Consider the following 22,453-nt stretch of genomic DNA (forward strand, 5'->3'; position numbering starts at 1 on the left):
ACCGGCTCGCGGATATGATCATCACCGGCGGGATGAACGTCTACTGTGTGGAGGTCGAGGCGGCCCTGTCGACCCATCCCGCGGTCGCGCAAGCAGCGGTTGTCGGTTTGCCGCACGCTGATTGGGGTGAGGCGGTCCACGCGCTCGTCGTTCCCGAGCCATCGCAGGCGGGTCTGGACCGCTCTGCGCTCGAGGATTCCCTCGTCGGGCACTGCCGGGCTGAGTTGGCGGCATATAAGCGACCCAAGTCCTATGAGGTGGTTGACAGCATTCCGGTGACCGTGTATGGCAAGTACGACAAGAAGCGGATCCGGAGCGAGCGGTCCGGCGGCTGACCTAAGCCTCTGGCCCGGAAGGGGTGTCCGATCCGGATCCTGAGAAGACCTCGGGATGCCGGGTCAGCTGCAAGCGGGTCCGGCGGATATGGCCGAACAGCACGCGCTCGGCGTCGTCGGGGTCGTTGTCACGGATCGCCGCCACGAGCATGTGATGCTCATCGTGCACGATCCGATTGCTCTCGACATCCAGCAACCGGGTGAAGGCCCGCCGGTAGTGCTGGGTGGCGTTCCACAGCCGCTCGACGGTCGGGCGCAGAAACGTGGTGTCAGCCCCGCGATAGCCGCCGAGATGGAACTCCCGGTCGAGCTCGAGGAAGTGCTCGACGTCGCGGGTGCTGCTCATCTGCGCGGCCAGCTCGCCCAGGCGGTCGATGTCGGGCTCGGTCAGGTGGGGCATGCTGTAGCGCAACAGAAGTGGTTCGATCCGCTCGCGCACCTGGTACAGCTCGGCGCACTCGTCGAGGCTCAGGCTCGCGATCCATGCGCCGGCGTTGGCCACCGTGACCACGAGGCCCTCGGACTCCAGAATCCGCAGGGCTTCACGGATCGGCACCCGGCTCGCACCGTACTGGCCGGCGAGTTCCTCCTGGCGCAACCGGGCACCGGGCGGGTAGTCACCATGCAGGATCGCCGCGCGCAACTCGTCGGCGACCCGCGATCCGGTGACACCGTCACGCACCTGCGGTTGGGCCATGACGCCTCCGATCCCGTTCCGGCTTCACTGTGCTGGCTGGTTCGGGTTCCACAGCAACACCTTCGCGTCCTTCTCGTAGGCCTTGCCGTCCGGGAAGCTCACCAGTTCGAACTGCATGCCCCACGGACTGAGAAAGTACACCCAGCTCTGGCCCGCACTGGCGTTGCTACTCGCGGTCGGCTCACCGAGGACCCGAATCCCCTCGGCCCGAAGGTAGGCGACGGCCGCGTCGATATCATGCACGTAGAACGCCAGATGGTGGCCGCCGATATCGCTGTTGCGTGGAATGCCCGCCTGGCCGTCGGCCGGTTCGTACTCGAACACCTCGAAATTGGCCCCGGTACCGCACCGGTAGAAGTGCAGCCGCCGCATCACCGTGCGCGGGTGGACGTTGAGATGCTCGCGCATCCAGTCGTCATCGTGTTGGTACGGCCCGAGTGTGTAGACGTGCGTGCACCCGAGGACCCGCACGAAAAAGTCGTGGGCCTGCTCCAGGTCGGGCACGGTGAAGCCGATGTGGTCCGTGCCGACCAGTCCCGGTAACGCCATACCGACCTCCTGACGAGTGGATCCAATAGCGTCACAGTAGTCGACGTTTGCCACCGTATTCGTGCATTATTCGCATAATCCTCGCCGATGTGTATCCAATCAGCGTAGATTCGCTGCCGACGGAGGTAAGGACATGCCACGTGAACAACGCCTCGAGACCGGTGTCGCCTGGGTCGAGCTGTCGACCACCGACGACGACTGGAAAGCCGCTTCCCCCCAGCTGCTCGGCACCATTCTCGCCGAACTGCACCTCATCCGCGCCTTCGAGGAAACCGTGCTCGAGCTGGCCGGCGAAGGTCTGCTGCACGGCCCCGCACACTCCAGCATCGGACAGGAGGGCGGCGCGGTCGGTTCCATCGTCGGCCTGCGTTCCACCGATGCCGTCAACGGCTCGCACCGCGGCCACCATCAGTTCCTTGCCAAGGCACTGACCCACGTCACGGGCGGGGTGATCGACCCGGCCGCCGTGGTCACCCCGAAAGTCCAGCGGGTGCTGCAACGGACGCTGGCCGAGATCCTCGGGCTGGCGCAGGGCTACTGCCGGGGTCGCGGCGGATCCATGCACCTGCAATGGTTCGAAGCGGGGGCGCTGGGCACCAACGCGATCGTCGGTGGGGGAGTCCCCATGGGTGCGGGCAACGCCTGGGCCCAGAAGCACAGCGGCACCGACGATCTCACCATCAGCTATTTCGGCGACGGGGCCGGCCAGATCGGTTCCGTGCTGGAGACGATGAACCTCGCCGCCGCATGGAAACTACCGTTCTGCTTCTTCATCGAGAACAACCTGTACGCCGTGTCCACCCGGGTCGACGAGATCACCGCCGACGCTCGGATGTCGGTGCGCGGACAGGGTTTCGGCATTCCCGGCTGGCGCGTCGACGGTATGGACCCGCTGGCGGTGCACCTCGCCACCGAGCAGGCGGCCGAACGGATGCGCAGCGGCGCCGGACCCGCGGTCATCGAAGTCGAGGTGTACCGGTTCTTCCACCAGAACGGGCCGTACCCGGGCAGTGCATTCGGCTACCGAGGCAAGGATGAAGAGGCACACTGGCGTGCGCGCGACCCACTCGACCGGGTAGCGCGGGAGATGATCGCGCTCGGCCTGATCGACCAGGCGGGGGTGACGTCGGTGCGCCGGCAGGCGCAGGACGCGATGGCGGCCGCCGCAGCCGAGTTGGTCGAGGCCGACCCCGACCACGCCGGAAAGCGTCGCATCCGGCCGCAGCTGTGGCCCGATCCCGGCTTTGTCGACGTCGGAGTGCGAAGCGAAGCCAGCGAGCTCGGAGCGCTCGCGGTGCTCGACCCGGCGATGCACCGAGGCCCCTGGCGCGCAGCGAAATTCGTCGAGGCGGTGGCCGCCGTGATGGACCGGCGGATGGCAGGCGACGACCGCATCGTGGTGTTCGGTGAGGATGTGCACCATCTCGGCGGCGGCACCAACGGCGCCACCAAAGGGCTGGCGAAATACGGCGATGAGCGATTGGTGGGAACCCCGATCAGCGAGAACGCCTTCATCGGCATCGGCGGCGGACTGGCACTGGATGGCCGGTTCCGGCCGGTGGTCGAGTTCATGTATCCCGACTTCATGTGGGTGGCCGCCGATCAGGTGTTCAACCAGATCGGCAAGGCGCGGCACATGTTCGGTGGGGACAATCCGGTGCCGTTGGTGTTGCGCACCAAGGTCGCGATGGGCTCGGGGTACGGGTCTCAGCACTTGATGGACCCCGCGGGAATCTTCGCCACCAGCCCGGGTTGGCGAATCGTGGCGCCCTCTACCGCGGCCGACTACATCGGGTTGATGAATGCCGCTCTGGCCCTGGATGATCCGGTGCTCGTCATCGAACACGTCGATCTTTACGGCGCGGCCGACCGGATTCCTGAAGGGGAACCCGACTACATCATTCCGCCCGGTCGTGCCGCAATCAGGCGCACCGGGTCCGAGGTCACCGTCATCAGCTATCTGTCGATGGTGGGGCACTGCCTGGAAGCGATCGACCAATCCGATGTCGACGCCGAGCTGATCGACCTGCGCTGGCTGGACCGGGCGTCCATCGACTGGGACACCATCGCGGCCAGCGTCCGGAAAACCAACGCCGTGCTGCTCGTCGAACAAGGCGCTCGCGGATTCTCCTACGGTGGCTGGCTCGCTGACGAGATCGCGCGCAGGCTCTTCGACTGGCTGGACCAACCCGTCGAACGGGTGACCGGCGGCGAGGCTTCGCCGAGCATTTCCAAGGTCCTCGAACGCGCGGCGATCGCCGGAACCGAAGACGTGCTGGCCGGCCTGGAGAAGGTGCGGGTTGGAATGGGGCAGCGCTGATGCCGACCGTGGTGCGGATGCCGGAGGTGCTGGCCAACGCCGGTGCGGGCGTCATTCAGACCTGGCTCGTCGCGGAAGGACAGCAGATCGACGTCGGTGACCCGATCGCCGAGATCGAAACCGATAAGGCGGTGGTCGAGTACGCCGCCGAGGTGAGCGGCACCGTGGGCCGGCTGCTCGCCGCGCCGGGCGCAACAATCGATGTGGGCGAGCCGATCGCGGTGGTGCTGGCCCCGGGCGAGGGCACCGCCGACCTCGATGCCCCGGCACCCAACGGGACGGCCGTACCGGCGGCCGGCGACCGGCGACTGTTCGCCACCCCATTGGTGCGAAAACTCGCGCGTGAACGGGGAATCGAGTTGGCGAGCGTGACCGGCACCGGTCCGGGCGGGCGGATCGTACGGCGCGATCTGGACCGGCTCCCGATGGCCGAACCCGTCGTTGGGCCTCCCGAGCCGTCCCTGACACCGGCCGTCGGGTCGGACGCAGGGAACTTCACCGATATCCCGCTCACGGGGATGCGCCGGGCGATCGCCCGGCGGCTCACCGAGAGCAAGACCACGGTGCCGCACTTCTACCTCGTCGCGGATTGCCGGGTCGACGATCTGCTCGAGATCCGGCGCCAGGTCAACGAGGTCGCCGCGACCAAGGTGTCGTTGACCGACTTCGTGCTGAAGGCGGTGGCAGGCGCGCTGATCGAGGTTCCGGAAGCCAACGCGATCTGGAACGGTGATTCGGTGCGTCGTTACCACCACGCCGATATCGCGCTGGCGGTGGCCGTCGAGGGTGGTCTGTTGACGCCGGTGCTGCGCGAGGTGGACACGACCCCGCTGTCGACGATCTCAGAACGCGTCGCCGATCTCGCGCAGCGGGCCAGGGACGGCGGGATCCGACAGCAAGAGCTGGAGGGCGGCAGCTTCTCGGTGTCCAACCTCGGAATGTTCGGCGTCGCAGAGTTTTCGGCCATTCTCAATCCGCCGCAGTCCGGCATCCTCGCGGTCGGCGCTGCCATCCGGCGACCCGTCGTCGAGGACGGTGCACTCAGGGTCGGCACCGTCATGACGGTCACCCTGTCGGCCGATCACCGGGTCATCGACGGAGCGGTCGCCGCGCGCTGGATGGGCGCCTTTGTCCGCCGCATCGAGAACCCCCTGACCATCCTGATCTGAGAATCGAAACTAGGTGAAATGTTTTGGTGTACAGCGTGTTCAGGATCGCAGCGGCAAGGTCGCGGCCAGACCCTTGACCGCGATGTCCGGTCACGCGTACGGTTTGACAATCCGGCGTCCTGCAAACGTTTGCCCCTTCTTGCAGACGCGCTCCGACTGGAGGTTGACCACAGTGGGTGGTGACGAGTTTCCGACGGTCAGGGCGGCCGCCGTCCAGGCCAGTTCGGTATTCCTCGACCGCGAAGGGTCCACGGCGAAGGCGTGCACCCTGATCCGCGAGGCCGGGGCGCGCGGCGCCGACATCATCGCTTTCCCTGAAGGCTTCATACCCGCACATCCGGTCTGGTTCCACTTCCATCCGGGCACCGGTGAGGTCGCCACCCGGCTCAGCGTCGAGCTGTTCAAAAACGCTGTCGAGATCCCGGGGCCGGAGGTCGACGAACTGGGTCGGGCAGCCGCCGACGCGCAGGCCTACGTCGTCATGGGGGTCTGCGAGAAAATCCCGAACACGACGGGCACGCTGTACAACAGCCAGGTCTTTCTCGGGCCGGACGGCACGTTGCTCGGCAAGCGGCGCAAGCTCATGCCGACGGTCGGCGAGCGGCTGGTGCACACCGGCGGCGACGGCGACAGCCTCGCGGTGGTCAACACCCGTTTCGGTCCGACGAGCGCACTGATCTGCGGCGAGAACTCCAACCCGCTGGCGATATTCGCGGTGACCGCCCAGTACTCCCGGGTGCATGTGATGAGTTGGCCCAACCACTTTCCCGCCATCGGGACACCGATGCGCGACCGGGTCACCGTCGACTCGAGGGCGTTCGCGCAGATGTCGAAGGCGTTTGTGGTCAGCGCTTGCGGCACGATCGACGATGCGGCGATCGACCGATTGGAGCTGTCGCCCAAGGACGAGGCGGTTATCCGCGACCCCGACTTCTGCGGCGGTTCTGTCATCGCAGCTCCCGACAGCCGGATCATCGCCGGCCCTCTGGGCAACGAAGAGGCGGTGTTGTATGCCGATCTCGACCTGGACATCGCCGTGCGAATGAAGCTCCGGCACGATTTCGCCGGCCATTACAACCGGCCCGATATCTTTGCGCTCACCGTCAACGCCGCGTCGCCGCAGATCTTCGGGATCGCGAACGCGACGCCGGATGGACGCGCCCAGCCGCCGTCGGTGATGCAGGCCGGCTACGACGCCGCGCCGGCGATCGAACTCGTCCGCCAGCGAGCGATCGGGATCGGCGGGGGTGGTGACGGCTGAGGTGCGGGCCCGCGCGCCGGCGCCGGATGCTTGACAGATGTGGTGCGCATCACAATAGTTCGAGTTACCGCAATCGATTGCAAATCGAAAGGAGAGCGGCCGTGAACGGACGTGGAGGACGGCGCATCGCCGGGATACTGGCGATCGCGTGCCTGGTGATCGGCGCGGTTGCGTGCGGTGGAGGCGGCGGCGAGGACGGCTCCGCCCCGATCAAGATCGGTGCGTCCATTCCGCTGACCGGGCAGTTCTCCCAGCAGGGCAAGGCCGCCAAGGAGGGGTATGAGGTCTGGGCGGCCATGGTCAACGAGAACGGCGGGCTTCTGGGCCGCCAGGTCGAGCTGGTGATCAAGGACGACGCGTCCAACCAGAACACCGTCGTCGCCGACTACAACGCCTTGATCAGCAATGACAAGGTCGACCTGCTCATCGGTACCTATTCGTCGCTGTTGAACCTGCCGGCTTCGGCCGTCGCCGAGAAGAACGGCATGCTCTACATCGAGCCTGCCGGCGGCGCTCCGGAGATCTTCGAACGCGGTATGAAATACGTGTTCTTCTCCCAGCAGGCCACTGCCGACAAACAGGGCAAAGCGTTCGCCGACTGGATTTCCCAACTGCCAGAGGCCGATCGACCCAAAACCGCCGCCTACCCGACGATCGACGATCCGTTCGTGACACCGAACGTCGAGGGCATCCGCGAGGTGCTCGAAGGCGCGGGCATCACAACGGTGCTCGCCGAGACCTACCAGCCCGACCTGAACAACTTCGACACGCTCGTGAGCAAGGTGCGCTCGGCCAATCCCGATCTCGTCGTGCACGGCGCGTTCTTCGACGACGGCGTCGGATTCATCCGGTCCATGCTCAAGGCCGATTTCAAGCCGCGATGGCTGTATCAGACCACGGCCCCAAGCCTCGGCGACGAGTACGCCGAGGCGATCGGCCCAGGGAACACCGAAGGCATCATCTTCGCGATCAGCCACGCCCCGCAGGCGGCGACACCGGGCAACGCGGAATTCGTCAAGAAGTACGGAGAGATGTTCGGTGGGCTGCCGCCGGAGGACGCGGCCGACGCCTACGGTGCGGCCCAGGTGCTGCAGGCCGCCGTCGAAGCCGTCGGCGATATCAACGACCAGGCGGCGATGGCCGACTGGCTGCGCGCCAACTCCGTCGAGACCATCCTCGGCGACTTGAGCTGGGACGACGCGGGACGCCCACAAGGTGAGTTCCTCACCGGCCAGTGGCAGAACGGCCAGGTCGAATACATCCTGCCCGAGCAATTCGCGACGACCGACCACACCGTTATGGGCTGGGAGCCCGGGAACGTCTGATGCTGGAGTTCCTGCAGTTCACGGTGCTGGGCCTGCTGGTCGGTGGCGTCTACGCCTTGGCCGCGAGTGGCTTGACCCTGGTGTTCGGGGTGATGCGGATCGTCAACATCGCCCACGGCGCGTTCTTGATCCTCGGCGCATTCCTGGCGTTCACGGCGTGGTCGAAACTCGGTATCGACCCGATGCTCGCGATCGCCCTCATCGCCCCCGTGTCGTTCGGGCTGGGCTGGGTGATCTACAAGGTGGCCATCGCGCCGGTGCGAACGGCACCGATGGCCTCGACCGTGCTGTTGACTTTCGGCCTCGCGCTCGTCGTCGAGGCCACCATGGGGGTGATCTGGGGTAACAACGCCACCTCGATGACGCCGGGCTACGGCAGTCAATCCTTCAGCCTCGGCACGTTCTACGTGCCGAAGGCCCAGGTGTACGGCGGGGCGGTCGCCGTGGCGGTACTTCTGGTGCTCGGCGTGATCCTCACCCGCACCTGGCTCGGACGGGCGATCCGGGCCGCGGCCAACAACCCGACCGGTGCCGAGTTGGTCGGCATCAAGGTCGCATCGGTCGGAGCCGTGGTCTTCGGTCTCGGCATGGCGGCGGCGTGCACCGGTGGGGCGATCGTCGGGGTGCTGTACTCATTCGTCCCCGGCACCCATTACATGTGGATCGCCCGACTGCTCGCGATCGTGGTGCTCGGTGGGCTGGGCAGCCTCAACGGAGCCATCCTCGGCGCGTTGCTGTTCGGGCTCGCAGAGACATTCACCTCGGCCTACGTCTCGGCCGCGTGGGCGACCGCGTTCCCCTACCTCATCGTGTTCGCGGTGCTGCTGCTGCGCCCGCAGGGTCTGCTCGGTGTCCGCCGCCGCGAGGATGCGAGTGTCCTGTGACCGACTGGAGAGGATCGCTGAGCGAGCCACGCCGGCTCGGCTGCGCGGCAGCGGTGGTGGCCGCCGGGTTCCTGCTGCTGTTCCCTGTCGTCTCCGACGACGCCTACTACCAGAACATGATCATCTTGTCGCTGGTCTTCGCGATCGCGGCCAGCGGCCTGAACATCATCATGGGATACGCCGGCTATGTCTCTTTGGGCCATGGCGCATTCGTCGGGCTCGGCGGTTACACGGTCGGCGTGCTCGCCACCAAGATCGAGGGACCGTCGCCGTGGCTGTGGGTGCCCGTGGCCGGGCTGGTCACCGCCGTCGTCGCCCTCGGCCTCGGATTGGTGTCGCTGCGCTCGAGTGGTGCGGCGTTCGTCATCATCACCGTCGCATTCCTGTTTCTGACCGGTGTCGTCGCGACCAACTGGGTGAGTCTGACCAACGGCACCAGTGGCCTGACGCTCCCGCTGCCGTCGTGGAGCCATGACATCGCGAACTGGCCGTTCTACTACTCCTTGATGGTGTTGCTGATCCTGCAACTCGCACTGTCGTGGTGGATTCGCCGCACCAAACTGGGCATGGGCCTGATGGCCATTCGCGGCGATGAGACCAAGGCCGCGACGATCGGCATCAACCTCCCGGTCAACAAGATCATCGGCTTCGTCGCGAGCAGCGTGATGGTCGGCATGGCGGGCGCCGTCTATGGGTATTACCTCACCTTCATCGACCCGCGCGGCATGTTCGGCATCCTGCTCAGTGTTCAGATCGTGCTGTCGGTGCTGGTCGGCGGCAACGGCACGTTGTGGGGACCGGTGGTCGGCGCATTCATCGTCGAATCCCTCAACGAGGTGGCGAACAACAACTTCGGCGGCGGAAACATCCGGCTGTACCTGTTCGGCGGCCTGCTGATGGCGATCGTGATCTGGCTGCCGCGGGGCATCCTGCCGTCCCTGGAACAGCTGTGGCGACGCCGGCGCAGCGCCGGCCGGGCGGGACTCGTGGGGGCGCGCATCGCCGAAGTCACGACGCCGGCCAAGCTGTCGATCTCGACCCGCGAGGAGCGTGCGGCCGAACCGGAGCGCACCCTGCTGCGGGTCAGCGACCTGACCAAACGATTCGGCGGCATCACCGCGGTCGACGGCTGCTCGTTCGACGTGCTGGAAGGCTCGATCACCGGGCTCATCGGGCCCAACGGCTCGGGTAAGACGACGGTGTTCAACCTGATCGACCACACCATCGCGCCGGACGCCGGTGAGATCTGGTTTGACGGTGAACGGATCGAGCGGCTGCCGTCGTGGTCGCGCGCTCACCGGGGGCTGGGCCGTACGTTCCAGATCACCCGCCTGTTCGGCGATATGACCGTGCTGGAGAACGTCGTCGCACCGCAGCGCAGCTTCTCGTGGTCGCAACTCGGCCATATCGCGGTGAGCGGCAATGAGGCTCGCGACGCCGAGGAACTGCTGGCGTTCGTCGGGATGCGTGACTTCCGCGATCAGCCGGCCCGCGCGCTATCCTACGGCCAGCAGAAGCTCGTGGAACTCGCCCAGATCCTCATGCTCGACCCGAAACTCATCCTGCTCGACGAGCCCGCGGGCGGTATCAACCCGGTATTGATCGAACGGATGGCCGCGATGATCCGTGAGCTCAACGCACACGGCAAGACGTTCCTGATCGTCGAGCACAACATGCCGTTCGTCCTCGACCTGTGCCCACGGGTACACGTGCTCAGCCGCGGCGCGACCATGGCCTCGGGGACCCCCGGGCAGATCCAGGCCGACCCCGCGGTGATCGATGCCTACCTGGGCGACGACTTCGATCTCGAGCCGGAGGGAGCGGTCTGATGCTGAGGCTGCGTGGTGTGGTCGCGGGCTACGGCGGTGGCGACGTCCTGCAGGGCGTCGACATCGATGTCGACGAGGGCGGAATCGCCTGCATCGTCGGCCCCAACGGTGCGGGCAAGTCGACTGTCCTGCGGACCATCAGCGGCCTGCTGCAACCCCGCGAAGGTGAGGTCACGTTGCAGGGGGAACCGATTCACCGGTGCACGCCTGCGGAGATCCTGCGCCGCGGCGTGGTCCAGATTCCGCAGTCCAACGCCCTGTTCCCCAACCTCACGGTGCGCGAGAACGTGCTACTGGGGGCCTACCTCGTCCGGCGCGACCGGGCACTGGTCCGTCAGCGTTACGCCCAAGTGGCCGAGGTGTTCCCGATCGTGGCCGAACGTGCGCGCGAGACGGCGGGCAACCTTTCCGGTGGCCAGCGCAGGATGGTCGAGTTCGCCCGTAGCCTGATGCTGAATCCGGTGCTGCTTCTGCTCGACGAGCCGTCGCTGGGTCTTGACCCCAAGGCGCTGCGCGTGGTGTACGACGCCGTGATGGCGATGCGGGAGGCCGGCAAGACAATCCTGGTGGTCGAGCAGAATGTGAGGTTCGGGATGCGGATGGCCAGCGACGGCATCGTGATGGAAAGCGGCCGGGTCGTCACCCAGCGCGGCGCCGCCGAGATCCTGGCCGATCCGAACCTGGGCCAGATGTACTTCGGCGGTGGTGTGAAGCGCTAAGGCCTAGGTGCGCCAACGCGTTTCAGTACTTGTTGGCGATGACGAGCTCCTGGGCCGGGAACAACGTCAGGATGCGCGGCCCGTCGGCGGTCACGACCACTTCTTCCTCGATACGCGCCGCCGAGTAGCCGTCGGAGGCCGGGCAGTAGGTCTCCAGCGCGAAGACCATGCCCTCCTTCAACTCGATCGGCTCGGTCATCGAGTTCAGCCGCGAGATAATCGGGCGTTCATGCAAGCCGAGTCCGAGCCCGTGTCCGAACTGCAGGCCGAAGGCGGCGAGCTCGTTGTCGAAGCCGAATTCGGTGGCCTTCGGCCACACGGCGGCAACCTCATCGGTGCCGACGCCGGGCCGGACCATCGCGATCGAGGCATCCATCCATTCCCGGGCCTTGGTGTAGGCATCGCGTTGGCTCGCCGTCGCACTGCCGACGTTGAACGTGCGGTAGTAGCACGTGCGATAACCGTTGAAGCTGTGGATAATATCGAAGAAGGCCTGATCGCCGGGCCGGATCAGCCGGTCGGTGAAGTTGTGCGGATGCGGGTTGCACCGCTCCCCACTGATGGCGTTGACGGCTTCGACCTGATCGGATCCCATGGCGTACAGCCGCTGGTTCACCAGCGCGACGATCTCGTTCTCCCGAATCCCTGGCTTGAGCACTTCGACGATGTCCTGATAGACACCGTCGACCATCGCGGCCGCCTGGGTGAGCAGCATGATCTCGTCGGCCGATTTGATTTCCCGCGCATCGAGCATGCGCTGCTGGCAATCGGCCACAGTCAATCCCTGACGCTGCATCTCGAACAGGAACGGGGGCTCGACGATGTCGACGCCGACGGGGGCGTCGGTGAGGCCGGCGTCTTCGAGGATTCCTTTGATCTCGCGGATCGCCGACACCATCAGTCCCGCGGACGGTGCGACGGCGCCACGCATCCCGAGCATGCCGGGGCGGCAGTTCTCGTCGGGCAGCCAGTTCGAGTAGATCTGGTGATGTCGCACGGCCGATCCGAAGTCCCACAGCCACGGTTCGTCCGCCGTGCGGGTGAGCAGCGCGTACCGGGTCATCTTGTCGCCGAGGGCCCCGCCGATCCACGTCTGGGTCGTGTAGCGGATGTTGTAGAAGTCGAACAACAGAAACGCGCCGCACTCACTGGACTCCAGCGCCGCCTTCGCCCGGCCGAGCCGATAGTCCCGGAGCCGGGCGAAGTCGACACGTTCCTCGTAGTCGACACCCATGTGTCCCGGCGCCGGCAGCGGCCGTGGCTCACCCATCGAGCCCGGTCCCCAAACCGTCGTCGACATCGGCGTTTTCGGAGGTCAGCTCGACTCCCGATCGTCGGGCCTGCTCCAACAGCAAGGTCGCGAAGTCCTCGCTGGTGTGGCCCGCCCCGATCGCCGACGACACCAGTTCGGCAGCCAGCGCGGCGACCGGCATCGGCACGCCGTGCTCGCGGGCCGCTTCAAGGCCGAGGTCGAAGTCCTTGCGCAGCAGGACATTTGTGAACGTCGGAGCGAAGTCGAGATTGACCAACGCCGGTGACTTGTACCGGCTGAAGACCGAGCCCATCACCGAGTTGTTCAGGAACTCCAGAAACGCCTGACGGCTCGTGCCACCCTGCTCGGCCAGCACGGTGATCTCCGCCAGCGACTGCGCGACCACGCCGAGGAAAACGTTGTGGCAGATCTTCACCAGACGGGCGACCTCGCCCTCACCGACATAGGTGACGCCCCGACCGAGCGGGCGCAGCAGCGGCTCAACCCGATCGAAGGCCTCGCGCGGCCCCGACACCGCGAGCGTCAGCTTGCCCGCCTTGACCACCTTCGGGTTGCCGCTGACCGGTGCGGCCAGCAGCGCGGTCCCCCGCTCGAGGGCAACGGAACGGACTTTCTCCGAGGCCGCCGCTGAAACCGTCGAACTGTCGACGATGATCTCCGGTGAGCTGTCGGCGGTGAGCAGTCCATCCTGGCCGGTGGTCACCGCCTCGAGGTCGTCGGAGGCCGCGACCATGATGAAGACGACGTCACGGTCGGCGAGTTGCGCGGGGCTGTCGACGAGTTTGGCGCCCCGCTGGGCCAGTGGTTCCGCCTTGGACCGGGTCCGGTTGTACACCGACACGTCATGGCCGGCGTCCAGCAGCCGCTCGACCATCGCGTAGCCCATCCGGCCGGCCCCGATCCACCCAAGACTCGTCGTCGCGTTGTCGGCCATTCAATCTCCCACCTCGACTGCAATCGGTTGCAATCCTGCCGTGCGGTCCGGATCAAGTCAATATGTGGCGAACGGTTGCAGCCCCCGCGCGAGTCAGTCGCGGCTGCGGGACGCCGACGCCGGCCCGGTCGAAGACCGCACGGCCATCGTGAGCGGCAGCAGTAGCGAGCGCGGATGACGGTTCGGATCCTGGAGTACTTCGAGCAACAACCGGGCCGCCTCGGCACCGATCTCGTAGTGCGGGATGCGCACGGAGGTCATCGGCGGTGAAACCTTGTCCATGAACGGCATATCGTTGAACCCGACCACACTGATGTCATCCGGGCAGCGGAGACCGCGTTCGGACAACGCATCGTAGACACCGAGCGCAAGCAGGTCGTTCCCGGCAAGGACGGCGGTGAACTCCGGGCCGGAATCCAACAGGGTCCGCATCGCTCTCGCGCCTGCCTGTTCCGACCATTCGTCGCAGATGACCGTCCGCGACTGTTCCGCCGGGAGATGGAGATCCTCCAGGCCGGCGAGGAATGCGCGACGCCGATTGACGCCGGTCGACAGATCCTGCGGTCCGGCCAGATGCACGATTCTGGTGTGCCCCAGGTCGACGAGGTGCGCCATCGCCATCGCCACGCCTGCCGCGTCATCGGCGGTGACCGATGGGATGTCGGCGCTGTTGCTGCGGCGGTTGACCAGCACCATCGGCGTCGATGCCGCCGCGAGCTCATCGAGCAGGGGGTGCTTCAGATGCGCTGTCGCGAACACGAAACCCTCGACGTTGCGTTGGCGAAACGACTCGACCGCGGCCTGCTCCACGTCCGGCCGGTTGTCGGTGTTGACGATCCAGGCGTTGTAGCCGACGGTCCGCAACACGTCCTCGACGCCGCGCACGATGGGCGGGAACAGCGGGTTGGTCAGATCGGGTATCACCAGCCCGATGCTGGCTGACCGGGATGTCTTGAGGCTGCGGGCGATCGGGTTCGGTGAGTAACCCATCTCGGCAGCAACCTTCTTGATCCTTGCCGCCGTCTCGGCGTTGACCAGACTCTCGGTTTGCCGGTTCAAGGCGCGCGAGGCCGTGGCCGGGTGGACACCGGCCGTGACCGCGACCTCACGCAATGTGGCCCTGTGCACGGGACCGCCTCCCCTCCTCGGCTGCAAACGGATGCACATTCCGTCAGTGCAATATATCCAGCGCCCTCACTGTCTGAGCATCGTCGGCCACGCGGACGCCACCGCGTCGAGCTCCGGGCTCGGGGCGTGCCGGCGCCTCAGGTCGATCAAGGTGTCGATCGAGGCTGCGTCGACATGTCCATCGGTGATCAGACCGTGGGTGCGGTCGAGCAGGCAGCGAAGGTGTGCCGCCGACTGCGGCTCGGCCAATCCGAGCAGCCGTCCCGCGGCCTCGAGCACCTCCGCCCGCAGCCGTCCCGCGGCGATGTCACGCGCGGTGTCGATCACCACCTCCGCGAGACGCCGCTGACGCCTGGCGATTTCGGGGTCGTCGGCCGGCAACGCCGCCATCACGGTACCGAGATAGGGGCCGATATCGGCGACCGTGTTCACGACACGGCACCCGGCCGCCTCCGCCCGCAGTTCGTTGCCGGCGTTGAGGACCGTGGATGCACACATTCCCTCCGCCAGGGCAGCGGCGCGACGCGGGGTCGAGCCGAGGGACTCGACCCGGTAGGTGTCGGTGCCGAGGCCGGCGCGCTCCAGGAGGTCGAACGCCACGAAGGCGAAACCCGAACTCGGCACGTCGACCCCGATGACACGGCCACGGACGTCGGCGACGTCGGGCACCGAGGGGGCCAGCCACAGCGACAAGCCGAGCCCCCGGTCGATTCCGGCCAGGATCTCTACCGGCAGGTTGTGCCCGAGCGGATTCGTGCGCAGGAACCGATAGGCGAGAGCGTTGTCCGGGCTCGTCATCACCACGTCGAGTTCGCCGGCTTCCAGCGAACGGAACTGGGCCGGCGACGAGGGCACCGGCGTCTCGCTGACCGCCAGATCCGCCCGAGCCAGCCGTCCCGTGGAGCGAGCCAGGTCGATCAACAGTGACGGGGTGAACGTGCCGATGCGCAACCGGGCTCGCGTCATCAGCCCATGGTGCCATAGCTGCAATCGTTTGTAGATCACTCTGCGGGTCGACTACCTGGCGGTTCGGTGCGCCGGCAGACTTTCCCTCCACCGGCCATTGACATGATCCACGTCACACCGCAGGATAAAGCAAACGATTGCAAGTATGGACGTTCCTGCACAGACAGGGGTTCGGGATACATGAGTCAGGCAGTCCCCTCGGTGACCGGCCACGTACGGCCAAGTGTCGACGACTCGTCGACCCCCGAGGCACCACTGATCGAAATTCGTGGCGTCAGTGCCGGATACGAAAACCAGCGGCAGCGGACTCGCCTCATCGCCCTCAAGGACGTGGTCCTGGATGTGTACCGCGGCGAGTTCCTCGCCGTCGTGGGTCCGTCCGGTTGCGGTAAGACCACGCTGATCAACATGATCGCCGGCTTCATGAAACCCCTCGAGGGCACCATCCGAGTCGATGGCCGGACCGTCGACGGACCCGGCGCGGACCGCGCCATGGTGTTCCAGGACTACGCGGTGCTGCCCTGGCGCACGGTCTACAAGAACGTCATGTTCGCCCTGGAGAACAGGCACCCTCGCCCGTCCAGGGCGGTGTCGGCCGAACGCATCGGTGCCGCCCTCGAGCTCGTCGGTCTCACCGGCTTCGAGAAGGCCTATCCGTACGAGCTTTCCGGTGGCATGCGGCAACGCGTCGGGATCGCCAGGGCGCTGGTGTCGGAACCGGAGATCCTGTTGATGGACGAACCCTTCGGCGCCGTCGATGCCATGACGCGGGAGGCCATGCAGGCGGAGTTCGAGAAGATCATCGCCGAGACGCGCCAGACCGTCTTCTTCATCACCCACTCGATCGACGAGGCGCTCACGCTCGCGGATCGGGTGGTCATGGTGTCGAGCCGGCCGGGCCGGGTCAAGGAAGTCATCGACGTCGACCTGCCCAGATCCCGCTTCGACGACGGCGTCAGACGCAGTGCGCGATTCGGCCAACTGCGCGAGCACATCTGGACCCAGCTGCAGGCCGAGGCTCTTGGCGCGAAGAGCGGAGGGGACCGATGAGCGCGGGCACACTGCCGACGGCGAACGCGACCCCCGAAACGACCGCCGTCACCGAGACGATCACCCGCACCAGATGGGCGCGGTTCCGCAGCCTGATCATCACGCTGATCAACCTGACCCTGTTCTTCGTGGCATGGCAGCTGCTGGCGCTGTCCGAAGTCATCAACCCGCTGTTCTTCCCCAAGGCCACGGACATGTTCTCGGCCATGTACCACGGTTTCGCCGACGGCACCATCGGTCCCCAGCTACTGCACAGCCTGCAGAATTTCGTCATCGGCCTGCTGATCGCCGCGGCGATCGGCATCCCGCTCGGCCTGTTGATGGGCGGCGTGCGGATCATCGACCTCATCCTCAGTCCCTATGTGTGGGCGATGACGTCGCTGCCCCGGGTTGCCCTGATCCCCCTGCTGATCCTCATCCTGGGTTTCGGTAACTCCATGCAGCTCACCATCATCGTGCTGTCGGCGGTCTTCCCGATGATGGTCAACTGCATGGAGGGCGTGAAGACCGTCGATCCGTCGCTCGTGCGGGCCGGCCGGATCTTCGGCGCGAACGAGGCGCAGCTGTACGTCAAGGTGATCCTGCCGTTCACCCTGCCGTTCGTCATCAGCGGTATCAACCAGGGCATCGCGCGCGGGCTGGTCGGGATGCTCATCGGGGAGCTGCTCGGCGGGGGTGGGCGCGGGCTCGGGTTCCTGCTCGACCGGGCCGGCGACCAGTTCGATGCGCCGATGATGTACGCCACCCTGCTGCTGCTCGCGCTCATCTCGGTGGGGCTCGTGCAGGGAATGCGCTGGGTCGAGCGCCGGGCAGCGCCCTGGCGGGATTTCGCTCGTGCGTAGGCGGCGCAACGTCGCACAGACAAGGAGAACTGCATGAGAAAAAGCCGGCGATTGCTCGCATTATTCAGTGCCAGTTTGGCGTTCGCGACGGTGCTGACGTCCTGCGGCGGCGGTGACAACGCCGCTACCGGTGATGACGCGGCGGCCGCCCCGACCAACGCCGACGAGATCGACGCCACCATCGACACGTCGAAGGTGAAGAAGTCGGTCACCGTGGCCGTGGACAACCCGTACTACCTGTTCCATCACGACATCCTGGTGGCACAGGACAAGGGCTACTTCAAGGAGGTGGGGATCGACAACGTCGAGATCGTGACCGTCGAGGACCCGCTGCCCGCGCTGATCGGCGGCTCGGTGGACTTCGCCCTGTACGACACCGATACCAGCATCGCCGCCGCGGCGAAGTCGAAGTCGGGGGTCCGGTACCTGTCGGTCTATCTCGGTGGCGAGACCAACATCCTCGGTGTACGCAAGGGCATCAACACCCCAGAGGACCTCAAGGGCAAGACGATCACCGGCGGACAGTTCGGCAGCCGCAACGACTTCCTGATCCGAAAGCTACTGACCGACAACGGCATCAACCCGGACACGGACGTCAACCTGGTGAGCACCGGAGGCCAGTCCAACCAGCGCCTGCAGTCGGTGATCGCCGGAACCGTCGATGGCGCCAGTCTCCAGATCCGGCACAAGACCCTGTTGCAGGACGCGGGTGGCAAGTTCCTCTTCGAGGAGCTCGGACGGGCGCCGCAGAACGGCTGGGCCGCCAACAAGATCCTCACCGAAAGCCCCGAGACCGCGGCGGCCTTCCTGACCGCGACGCTGAAGGCGCGCCAGTTCATCAACGACATCAACAACAAGGATGCGGTGCTCGACCTGATGGCCGCGAAGGGTTTCGATCTTCCTCAGCCTTACCGGGATGCGTACGCCGATGAACAGAACGCCAACTATCACACCGGCGACGGGGGCTTCGACGTCGCGGATATGGATCAGTTCGTCGACGAACAGATCCAGCTGAAGGTGATTCCACCCGGCACCAACTGGCACGAATACGTCGACCTGGTCCCGTTGTGGCGCGCGCAGAAGGCGCTGAACCTCCCGTTGCGGCCGGGTCCCGGCGATATGGCCCAGTGACCACGGAAACCGCCTCGTCCCACGGGCTTGCGCTCATCGGCCAGCACGACCTCGACGGACGAGGCGATGGCATGCAGGTCATGCGGCACGGCGACACCCTGTATGTCGGGCACGCCGGGACGACCGGAGCGGGCACGTCCATCCTCGATGTCTCCGCTCCGGATCGTCCCGAACTGGTGACCCAGTGGGACGCGCCTGCCAACACCCACACCCACAAGGTGCAGGTCGCCGACGGGCTCCTGCTCGTCAATCACGAGCGCTTCCCATACCGGCCGAAAAAGCCGTTGGGCCCGCATTCGGCCGGTGTCGCGATCTACCGGCTCGACGATCCGCTCGAGCCGCAGCAGATCGGGTTCTGGGAATCCGGAGGCAAGGGGGTGCACCGGATCGTCTGGGAAGGCGGCCGCTACGCCCACATGTCGGGTGCACCTACCGGTTTCACCGACCGAATCTGGATGACCATCGACCTGATCGAGCCGCGACGGCCGGACCTGGCCGGGCGTTGGTGGTGGCCGGGACAACACACCGCGGGCGGTGAGACCGCCGACTGGGCCGACGGTCACCGCGTCGCCGCGCACCACGGCCTGACCGAAGGTGAGCTCACCTACCTGGGCTACGACGATGCGAACCTTGTCGTGCTCGACACGTCCGATCCGACGAACCCCCAGGAGCTTTCGCGGCTGCAGTGGGGAGGCGGAGCCACCCACACATGCCTGCCCCTGAGGGGTCGCGGCCTGCTCGTGGTTACCGACGAACAACAACACGACGGCCCCAACGGCGCAGAGCGACGGATCCACTTGATCGACATCGCCGACCCGGCCGCACCTCGATACCTGCGGGCGTTGCCCGCGCCGGACGGGTCGTTCGACGAACTCCCGCAACGCTTCGGGCCGCACAATTTGCACGAGAACCGGAACGGGTCGTTTCGCAGCAACCGGTTGGTATTCGCGACGTACTTCAATGCCGGCCTGCGGGTATACGACGTGGCCGACCCGGACTCTCCACGCGAGATCGCGCACTGGGTCAGCGAGGCGCCTGCGGGATCGGCGGTGCCGCAGGCCAATGACCTCTTCGTCGACGCACACGGCCTGATCTGGGTCACCGATCGCGGCACCGGGGGCGTCTTCTGCCTCCAGCCGCTGCCCGAGCTGGCCGATCTCATGGCGGAGGCGGCCTTATGAGCCGAGGCATGAACACGGCACCGGGCTTCACCGCCGACGGCGTCGAGTTGGTCGGCTATCACGACGTCGGCGGCAAGCCCGTCTTCAAGCTGGCCATGCAGGTCGTCGACGAACACTGGTATCTGTACGCGACCCATTTCTGGGAGCCGCGGCTGTCGATATTCGACGTGACCGACCCAACCGACCCGCGCCTGGTCGGGGCCGTCGAGGGGCCCGAAGACGCCGCGACGTGGCAGGTACAGGTCGCCGATGGGCTGCTGGTTCAAGGCATCGAGCATCGGCCACCGGCCTGGGGCGGCGATCCCGCCAGCGACGCCGACGAGGGCATCCGACTCTTCGACGTCAGCGATCCGGTCCTGCCGCGGTTGCTCGGCCGGTGGCGCACCGGCGCACACGGTGTGCACCGCAACCACTTCACCGGTGGCCGCTACCTCCACGTGACGGCCAGTCGGAGCGGATTCGAAGGCAACATCTACGTGATCCTCGATATCGCCGATCCGCGGCGCCCCGAGGAGGTGGCGATGTGGTTCCTGCCCGGGCAGTCCACGGCCGGCAAGCCGACCTCGGCCGCGGAACCCGTCCCGCGACGTATCTCCCTGCACGGACCGCCCTACGTCCTCGGTGACCGTGCCTACCTCAGTTACGGGGCTGCCGGGTTGGTCATCCTCGACATCTCCGACATCGAGAGCCCGAAACTCGTCTCGAGACTGGACATCGGCGCCGCGTTTTCCAGCATGATCGCGATGCACACCGTGATCCCCGTCCCGTCCCGAGACCTGTTGCTGGTCAACACCGAAGCGATCGCCGAACGCCAACAGGAGCCGTACAACTTCGCCGGTATCGTCGACGTCAGCGACGAGCGGAGCCCGCGCCTCATATCGTTGCTTCCAATACCCGAACCCGTCGCGGGGGCCGGGTATCCGAACTTCAGCACCCGCGGCGGGCGGTTCGGTCCGCACAATCAGCACCACCCGCAAGGTCCTGAACTGTTCGCCGACGACAACCTGATGTTCATGACATGGTTCAACGCGGGCCTGCGGGTGTACGACATCAGCGACGCCTATCTGCCGCGCCAGATCGCCTGGTATCTGCCCGACGATCCCGTCGAACGCCGCGGCCTGTTGCCGAAGACGTTGGTCACGCAGTCCGAGGACGTCCTGGTCGACGCCCGCGGAAACATCTACTTCTCCGATAAGAACCACGGCCTGCACATCGCGCGGCTGGCCTGACCTTCGCCGAGTCCGGGCGCCAGGTCAGGGCACCGACATCGGCGGTGTCAACCCGAGGTCTTCGAGCACGGTGCGCGCGGTGTTGCGTCCGGGCCGCCCCGACACCGAACCACCCGGATGTGACGTCGAGCCCGTCAGGTACAGACCGGGCACATCGGTGCGGTAGTCAAGCCAGCCGGGGATGACCGTGCCGTCGTCGAGTACGAACTCGCCACCATGACACGAACCACCGATATTCGAAAGATTGTGCGCGGCCAGCGATGTGGGTGATTCCGGTCTGATGGCCAGGATGTCGGCGTCGTCGATCCCGTCGAGGTGGCGGCGCGCGATGTCGAGAAGAACCCGTGCGTACCCCATCGCGTCGGCGTCCGACCACACACCGCCGTTGGACAGCATCGGCGCGGCCGTGAGGAACTTGAACGTGCCGCCCGGTGCGCGTCCGGGATCGACCGCCGTCGACGACATCATCAGCAGCCACGGGTCCTCGGTCTCCAGGCGCCCGGACGCCACCCCTGCGACCTGACGGAGCAGGCCCTCCGGACCACCCAGGCCCCCGGCCGCCGCTGTGACGGGTCCACCGGTGGATCGGTAGCGGGCGTCCGCCTTGAGTGCGAAATGCACCGCAAACAACGGGATTCCCGGACGCCAGGTCCGAGCGGCCGCATCGGCCACGGACGAGGTGGCCGACAGCATCCCGGGCAGCTCGCGCAGATGACTACCGGCCACGACCGCGCGGCGCGCCCGGAACTCACGCCCGTCATCGGTGCGCACCCCGACGCAGCGGCCCTCTTCCACGAGCATCGACCGCACCCGCGCCGACGTCTCGACCGTTCCGCCGTGGTCGGCGATGTGGGCCGCGAGGGCATTGGGCAACGCGCCGGAGCCGCCGACGGGAGTGGCCCAGCCGTAGGCCAGCCGCCCTGCCATGATCGCGGCCGGCAACGTGCCGGTGCCGGGTCGCTCCGGCGGCTGGATGGTGGCGAAGCCCATCCACGCCATCACCCGCCGGGTCACCGGATGCGCGAACGTCGAGGTCACCACGTCCCACGCGCTGCGCGCCCGCAGCCGCTCATAGCTGTGCGACCACGGCTCGTCGGGAATCCGCAGCCCCGCGGACAGATACGCGTGCGCAGTCCGCTGGCCGGAGTTCCAATCGTCGATCATCTGGACCAGCGCATCGGCGTCGGCGCGGGAGAATCGCGCGAATTCGGCGGCGGTGTCGGCCAGTTTCGGGTGAACTGTCAGCAGGTCGCCGTCGGGAAGCGGGAAGACCACCGCCGGATCGGTGACGATGTACCTCAGCCCGTAGCGTGCGATGAGCCCGAGCTCTTCATCGCGGATCAGCGGATTCGACTGCAGCACAACGTGTGCCGTCGAGCATGAGTCGTGCTGCCATCCCGGAAGGGTGAGCTCTTCGGTGACGGTGTTGCCGCCGATCACCTCGCGGCCTTCGAGCACGGCGACCGAAAGACCCGCCTCGGCCAGATACGCCGCGCACACCAGCGCGTTGTGCCCGGCGCCCACCACGATGACATCGCTGACCGGGTAGTTCGAGGAGGGCACCGTCGTCCTTCCGTCTGTGGCTTTTCTCCTGCTACGGTAGAAGTCTCCGCAATCGTTTGCAATAGCGC

The 22,453-nt window shown here is 66.4% G+C and carries 20 protein-coding genes; 13 read left to right on the forward strand and 7 right to left on the reverse strand.

All coding sequences use genetic code 11. The annotated features are described in order from the left end of the window. Positions 1-335: AMP-binding enzyme (locus tag ACWDTP_RS08875; protein ID WP_450018643.1), on the forward strand; the 335-nt coding region annotated here is incomplete at its 5' end. 1 nt (position 336) lies between these two features. Here the strand turns inward: ACWDTP_RS08875 and ACWDTP_RS08880 are convergent. Both ACWDTP_RS08880 and ACWDTP_RS08885 read right to left on the reverse strand, forming a co-directional pair. Next, on the reverse strand, positions 337-1,032 hold the full coding sequence (locus tag ACWDTP_RS08880; protein ID WP_450018645.1) for a GntR family transcriptional regulator: 696 nt from the start codon (positions 1,030-1,032) through the stop codon (positions 337-339). A 24-nt stretch (positions 1,033-1,056) separates the two neighbouring features. Next, complete coding sequence (locus tag ACWDTP_RS08885; protein WP_450018647.1) at positions 1,057-1,581, reverse strand: VOC family protein; 525 nt, start codon at positions 1,579-1,581, stop codon at positions 1,057-1,059. Between the two features lie 133 nt (positions 1,582-1,714). On the opposite strand from ACWDTP_RS08885, the gene ACWDTP_RS08890 reads away from it, so the two are divergent. The 7 genes from ACWDTP_RS08890 (at position 1,715) to ACWDTP_RS08920 (ending at position 11,088) form a co-directional block, all read left to right on the forward strand. Continuing rightward, positions 1,715-3,901 (forward strand): alpha-ketoacid dehydrogenase subunit alpha/beta, encoded by a 2,187-nt coding sequence (locus ACWDTP_RS08890; protein ID WP_450018649.1) that lies wholly within the window; start codon positions 1,715-1,717, stop codon positions 3,899-3,901. Further along, on the forward strand, positions 3,901-5,070 hold the full coding sequence (locus ACWDTP_RS08895; RefSeq protein ID WP_450018651.1) for a dihydrolipoamide acetyltransferase family protein: 1,170 nt from the start codon (positions 3,901-3,903) through the stop codon (positions 5,068-5,070). Before ACWDTP_RS08890 ends, ACWDTP_RS08895 begins: the two co-directional genes overlap by 1 nt. 82 nt (positions 5,071-5,152) lie before the next feature. Further along, positions 5,153-6,331: a carbon-nitrogen hydrolase family protein gene (locus ACWDTP_RS08900; protein WP_450018735.1), complete on the forward strand. Its 1,179-nt coding sequence runs from the start codon at positions 5,153-5,155 to the stop codon at positions 6,329-6,331. Positions 6,332-6,432: 101 nt separating this feature from the next. Next, on the forward strand, positions 6,433-7,656 hold the full coding sequence (locus ACWDTP_RS08905; RefSeq protein WP_450018653.1) for an amino acid ABC transporter substrate-binding protein: 1,224 nt from the start codon (positions 6,433-6,435) through the stop codon (positions 7,654-7,656). Next, on the forward strand, positions 7,656-8,540 hold the full coding sequence (locus ACWDTP_RS08910; protein WP_450018655.1) for a branched-chain amino acid ABC transporter permease: 885 nt from the start codon (positions 7,656-7,658) through the stop codon (positions 8,538-8,540). The genes ACWDTP_RS08905 and ACWDTP_RS08910 overlap by 1 nt, the downstream gene beginning before the upstream one ends. Further along, the gene (locus ACWDTP_RS08915; protein ID WP_450018657.1) at positions 8,537-10,369 is read left to right on the forward strand and encodes a branched-chain amino acid ABC transporter ATP-binding protein/permease; all 1,833 of its coding nucleotides are present in this window, start codon (positions 8,537-8,539) and stop codon (positions 10,367-10,369) included. The genes ACWDTP_RS08910 and ACWDTP_RS08915 overlap by 4 nt, the downstream gene beginning before the upstream one ends. Beyond that, on the forward strand, positions 10,369-11,088 hold the full coding sequence (locus ACWDTP_RS08920) for an ABC transporter ATP-binding protein (protein WP_450018659.1): 720 nt from the start codon (positions 10,369-10,371) through the stop codon (positions 11,086-11,088). Before ACWDTP_RS08915 ends, ACWDTP_RS08920 begins: the two co-directional genes overlap by 1 nt. Before the next feature lie 22 nt (positions 11,089-11,110). Here ACWDTP_RS08920 and ACWDTP_RS08925 read toward each other — a convergent pair whose 3' ends face one another. The 4 genes from ACWDTP_RS08925 to ACWDTP_RS08940 all read right to left on the reverse strand — a co-directional run bounded on the left by ACWDTP_RS08925 (position 11,111) and on the right by ACWDTP_RS08940 (position 15,389). After that, positions 11,111-12,358, reverse strand: coding sequence for a M24 family metallopeptidase (locus tag ACWDTP_RS08925; protein ID WP_450018661.1), 1,248 nt, complete (start codon positions 12,356-12,358; stop codon positions 11,111-11,113). Continuing rightward, on the reverse strand, positions 12,351-13,295 hold the full coding sequence (locus ACWDTP_RS08930; RefSeq protein ID WP_450018663.1) for an NAD(P)-dependent oxidoreductase: 945 nt from the start codon (positions 13,293-13,295) through the stop codon (positions 12,351-12,353). Before ACWDTP_RS08930 ends, ACWDTP_RS08925 begins: the two co-directional genes overlap by 8 nt. A gap of 93 nt (positions 13,296-13,388) precedes the next feature. Next, the gene (locus ACWDTP_RS08935; protein ID WP_450018665.1) at positions 13,389-14,423 is read right to left on the reverse strand and encodes a LacI family DNA-binding transcriptional regulator; all 1,035 of its coding nucleotides are present in this window, start codon (positions 14,421-14,423) and stop codon (positions 13,389-13,391) included. A 66-nt stretch (positions 14,424-14,489) separates the two neighbouring features. Continuing rightward, on the reverse strand, positions 14,490-15,389 hold the full coding sequence (locus ACWDTP_RS08940) for an ABC transporter substrate-binding protein (RefSeq protein ID WP_450018667.1): 900 nt from the start codon (positions 15,387-15,389) through the stop codon (positions 14,490-14,492). Between the two features lie 180 nt (positions 15,390-15,569). On the opposite strand from ACWDTP_RS08940, the gene ACWDTP_RS08945 reads away from it, so the two are divergent. From ACWDTP_RS08945 to ACWDTP_RS08965, 5 genes are read left to right on the forward strand one after another with little or no spacing between them, the layout of a single operon-like run. Beyond that, the gene (locus ACWDTP_RS08945) at positions 15,570-16,439 is read left to right on the forward strand and encodes an ABC transporter ATP-binding protein (protein ID WP_450018669.1); all 870 of its coding nucleotides are present in this window, start codon (positions 15,570-15,572) and stop codon (positions 16,437-16,439) included. Further along, positions 16,436-17,281 carry an ABC transporter permease gene (locus ACWDTP_RS08950; protein WP_450018671.1) on the forward strand — a complete coding sequence of 282 codons (846 nt, stop codon included), beginning with the start codon at positions 16,436-16,438 and terminating at the stop codon, positions 17,279-17,281. The genes ACWDTP_RS08945 and ACWDTP_RS08950 overlap by 4 nt, the downstream gene beginning before the upstream one ends. Before the next feature lie 33 nt (positions 17,282-17,314). Then, positions 17,315-18,412 carry an ABC transporter substrate-binding protein gene (locus ACWDTP_RS08955; RefSeq protein ID WP_450018673.1) on the forward strand — a complete coding sequence of 366 codons (1,098 nt, stop codon included), beginning with the start codon at positions 17,315-17,317 and terminating at the stop codon, positions 18,410-18,412. Then, the gene (locus ACWDTP_RS08960) at positions 18,409-19,593 is read left to right on the forward strand and encodes an LVIVD repeat-containing protein (protein ID WP_450018674.1); all 1,185 of its coding nucleotides are present in this window, start codon (positions 18,409-18,411) and stop codon (positions 19,591-19,593) included. The genes ACWDTP_RS08955 and ACWDTP_RS08960 overlap by 4 nt, the downstream gene beginning before the upstream one ends. A gap of 8 nt (positions 19,594-19,601) precedes the next feature. Then, entirely contained in the window at positions 19,602-20,822 is a 1,221-nt protein-coding gene (locus ACWDTP_RS08965; protein ID WP_450018676.1) for an LVIVD repeat-containing protein, read from the forward strand. Between the two features lie 24 nt (positions 20,823-20,846). On the opposite strand, the gene ACWDTP_RS08970 is transcribed toward ACWDTP_RS08965, so the two are convergent. Beyond that, positions 20,847-22,385 (reverse strand): phytoene desaturase family protein, encoded by a 1,539-nt coding sequence (locus ACWDTP_RS08970; protein WP_450018678.1) that lies wholly within the window; start codon positions 22,383-22,385, stop codon positions 20,847-20,849. Positions 22,386-22,453 lie beyond the last annotated feature (68 nt).

The sequence above is a fragment of the Mycobacterium sp. NPDC003449 genome (assembly GCF_053588415.1).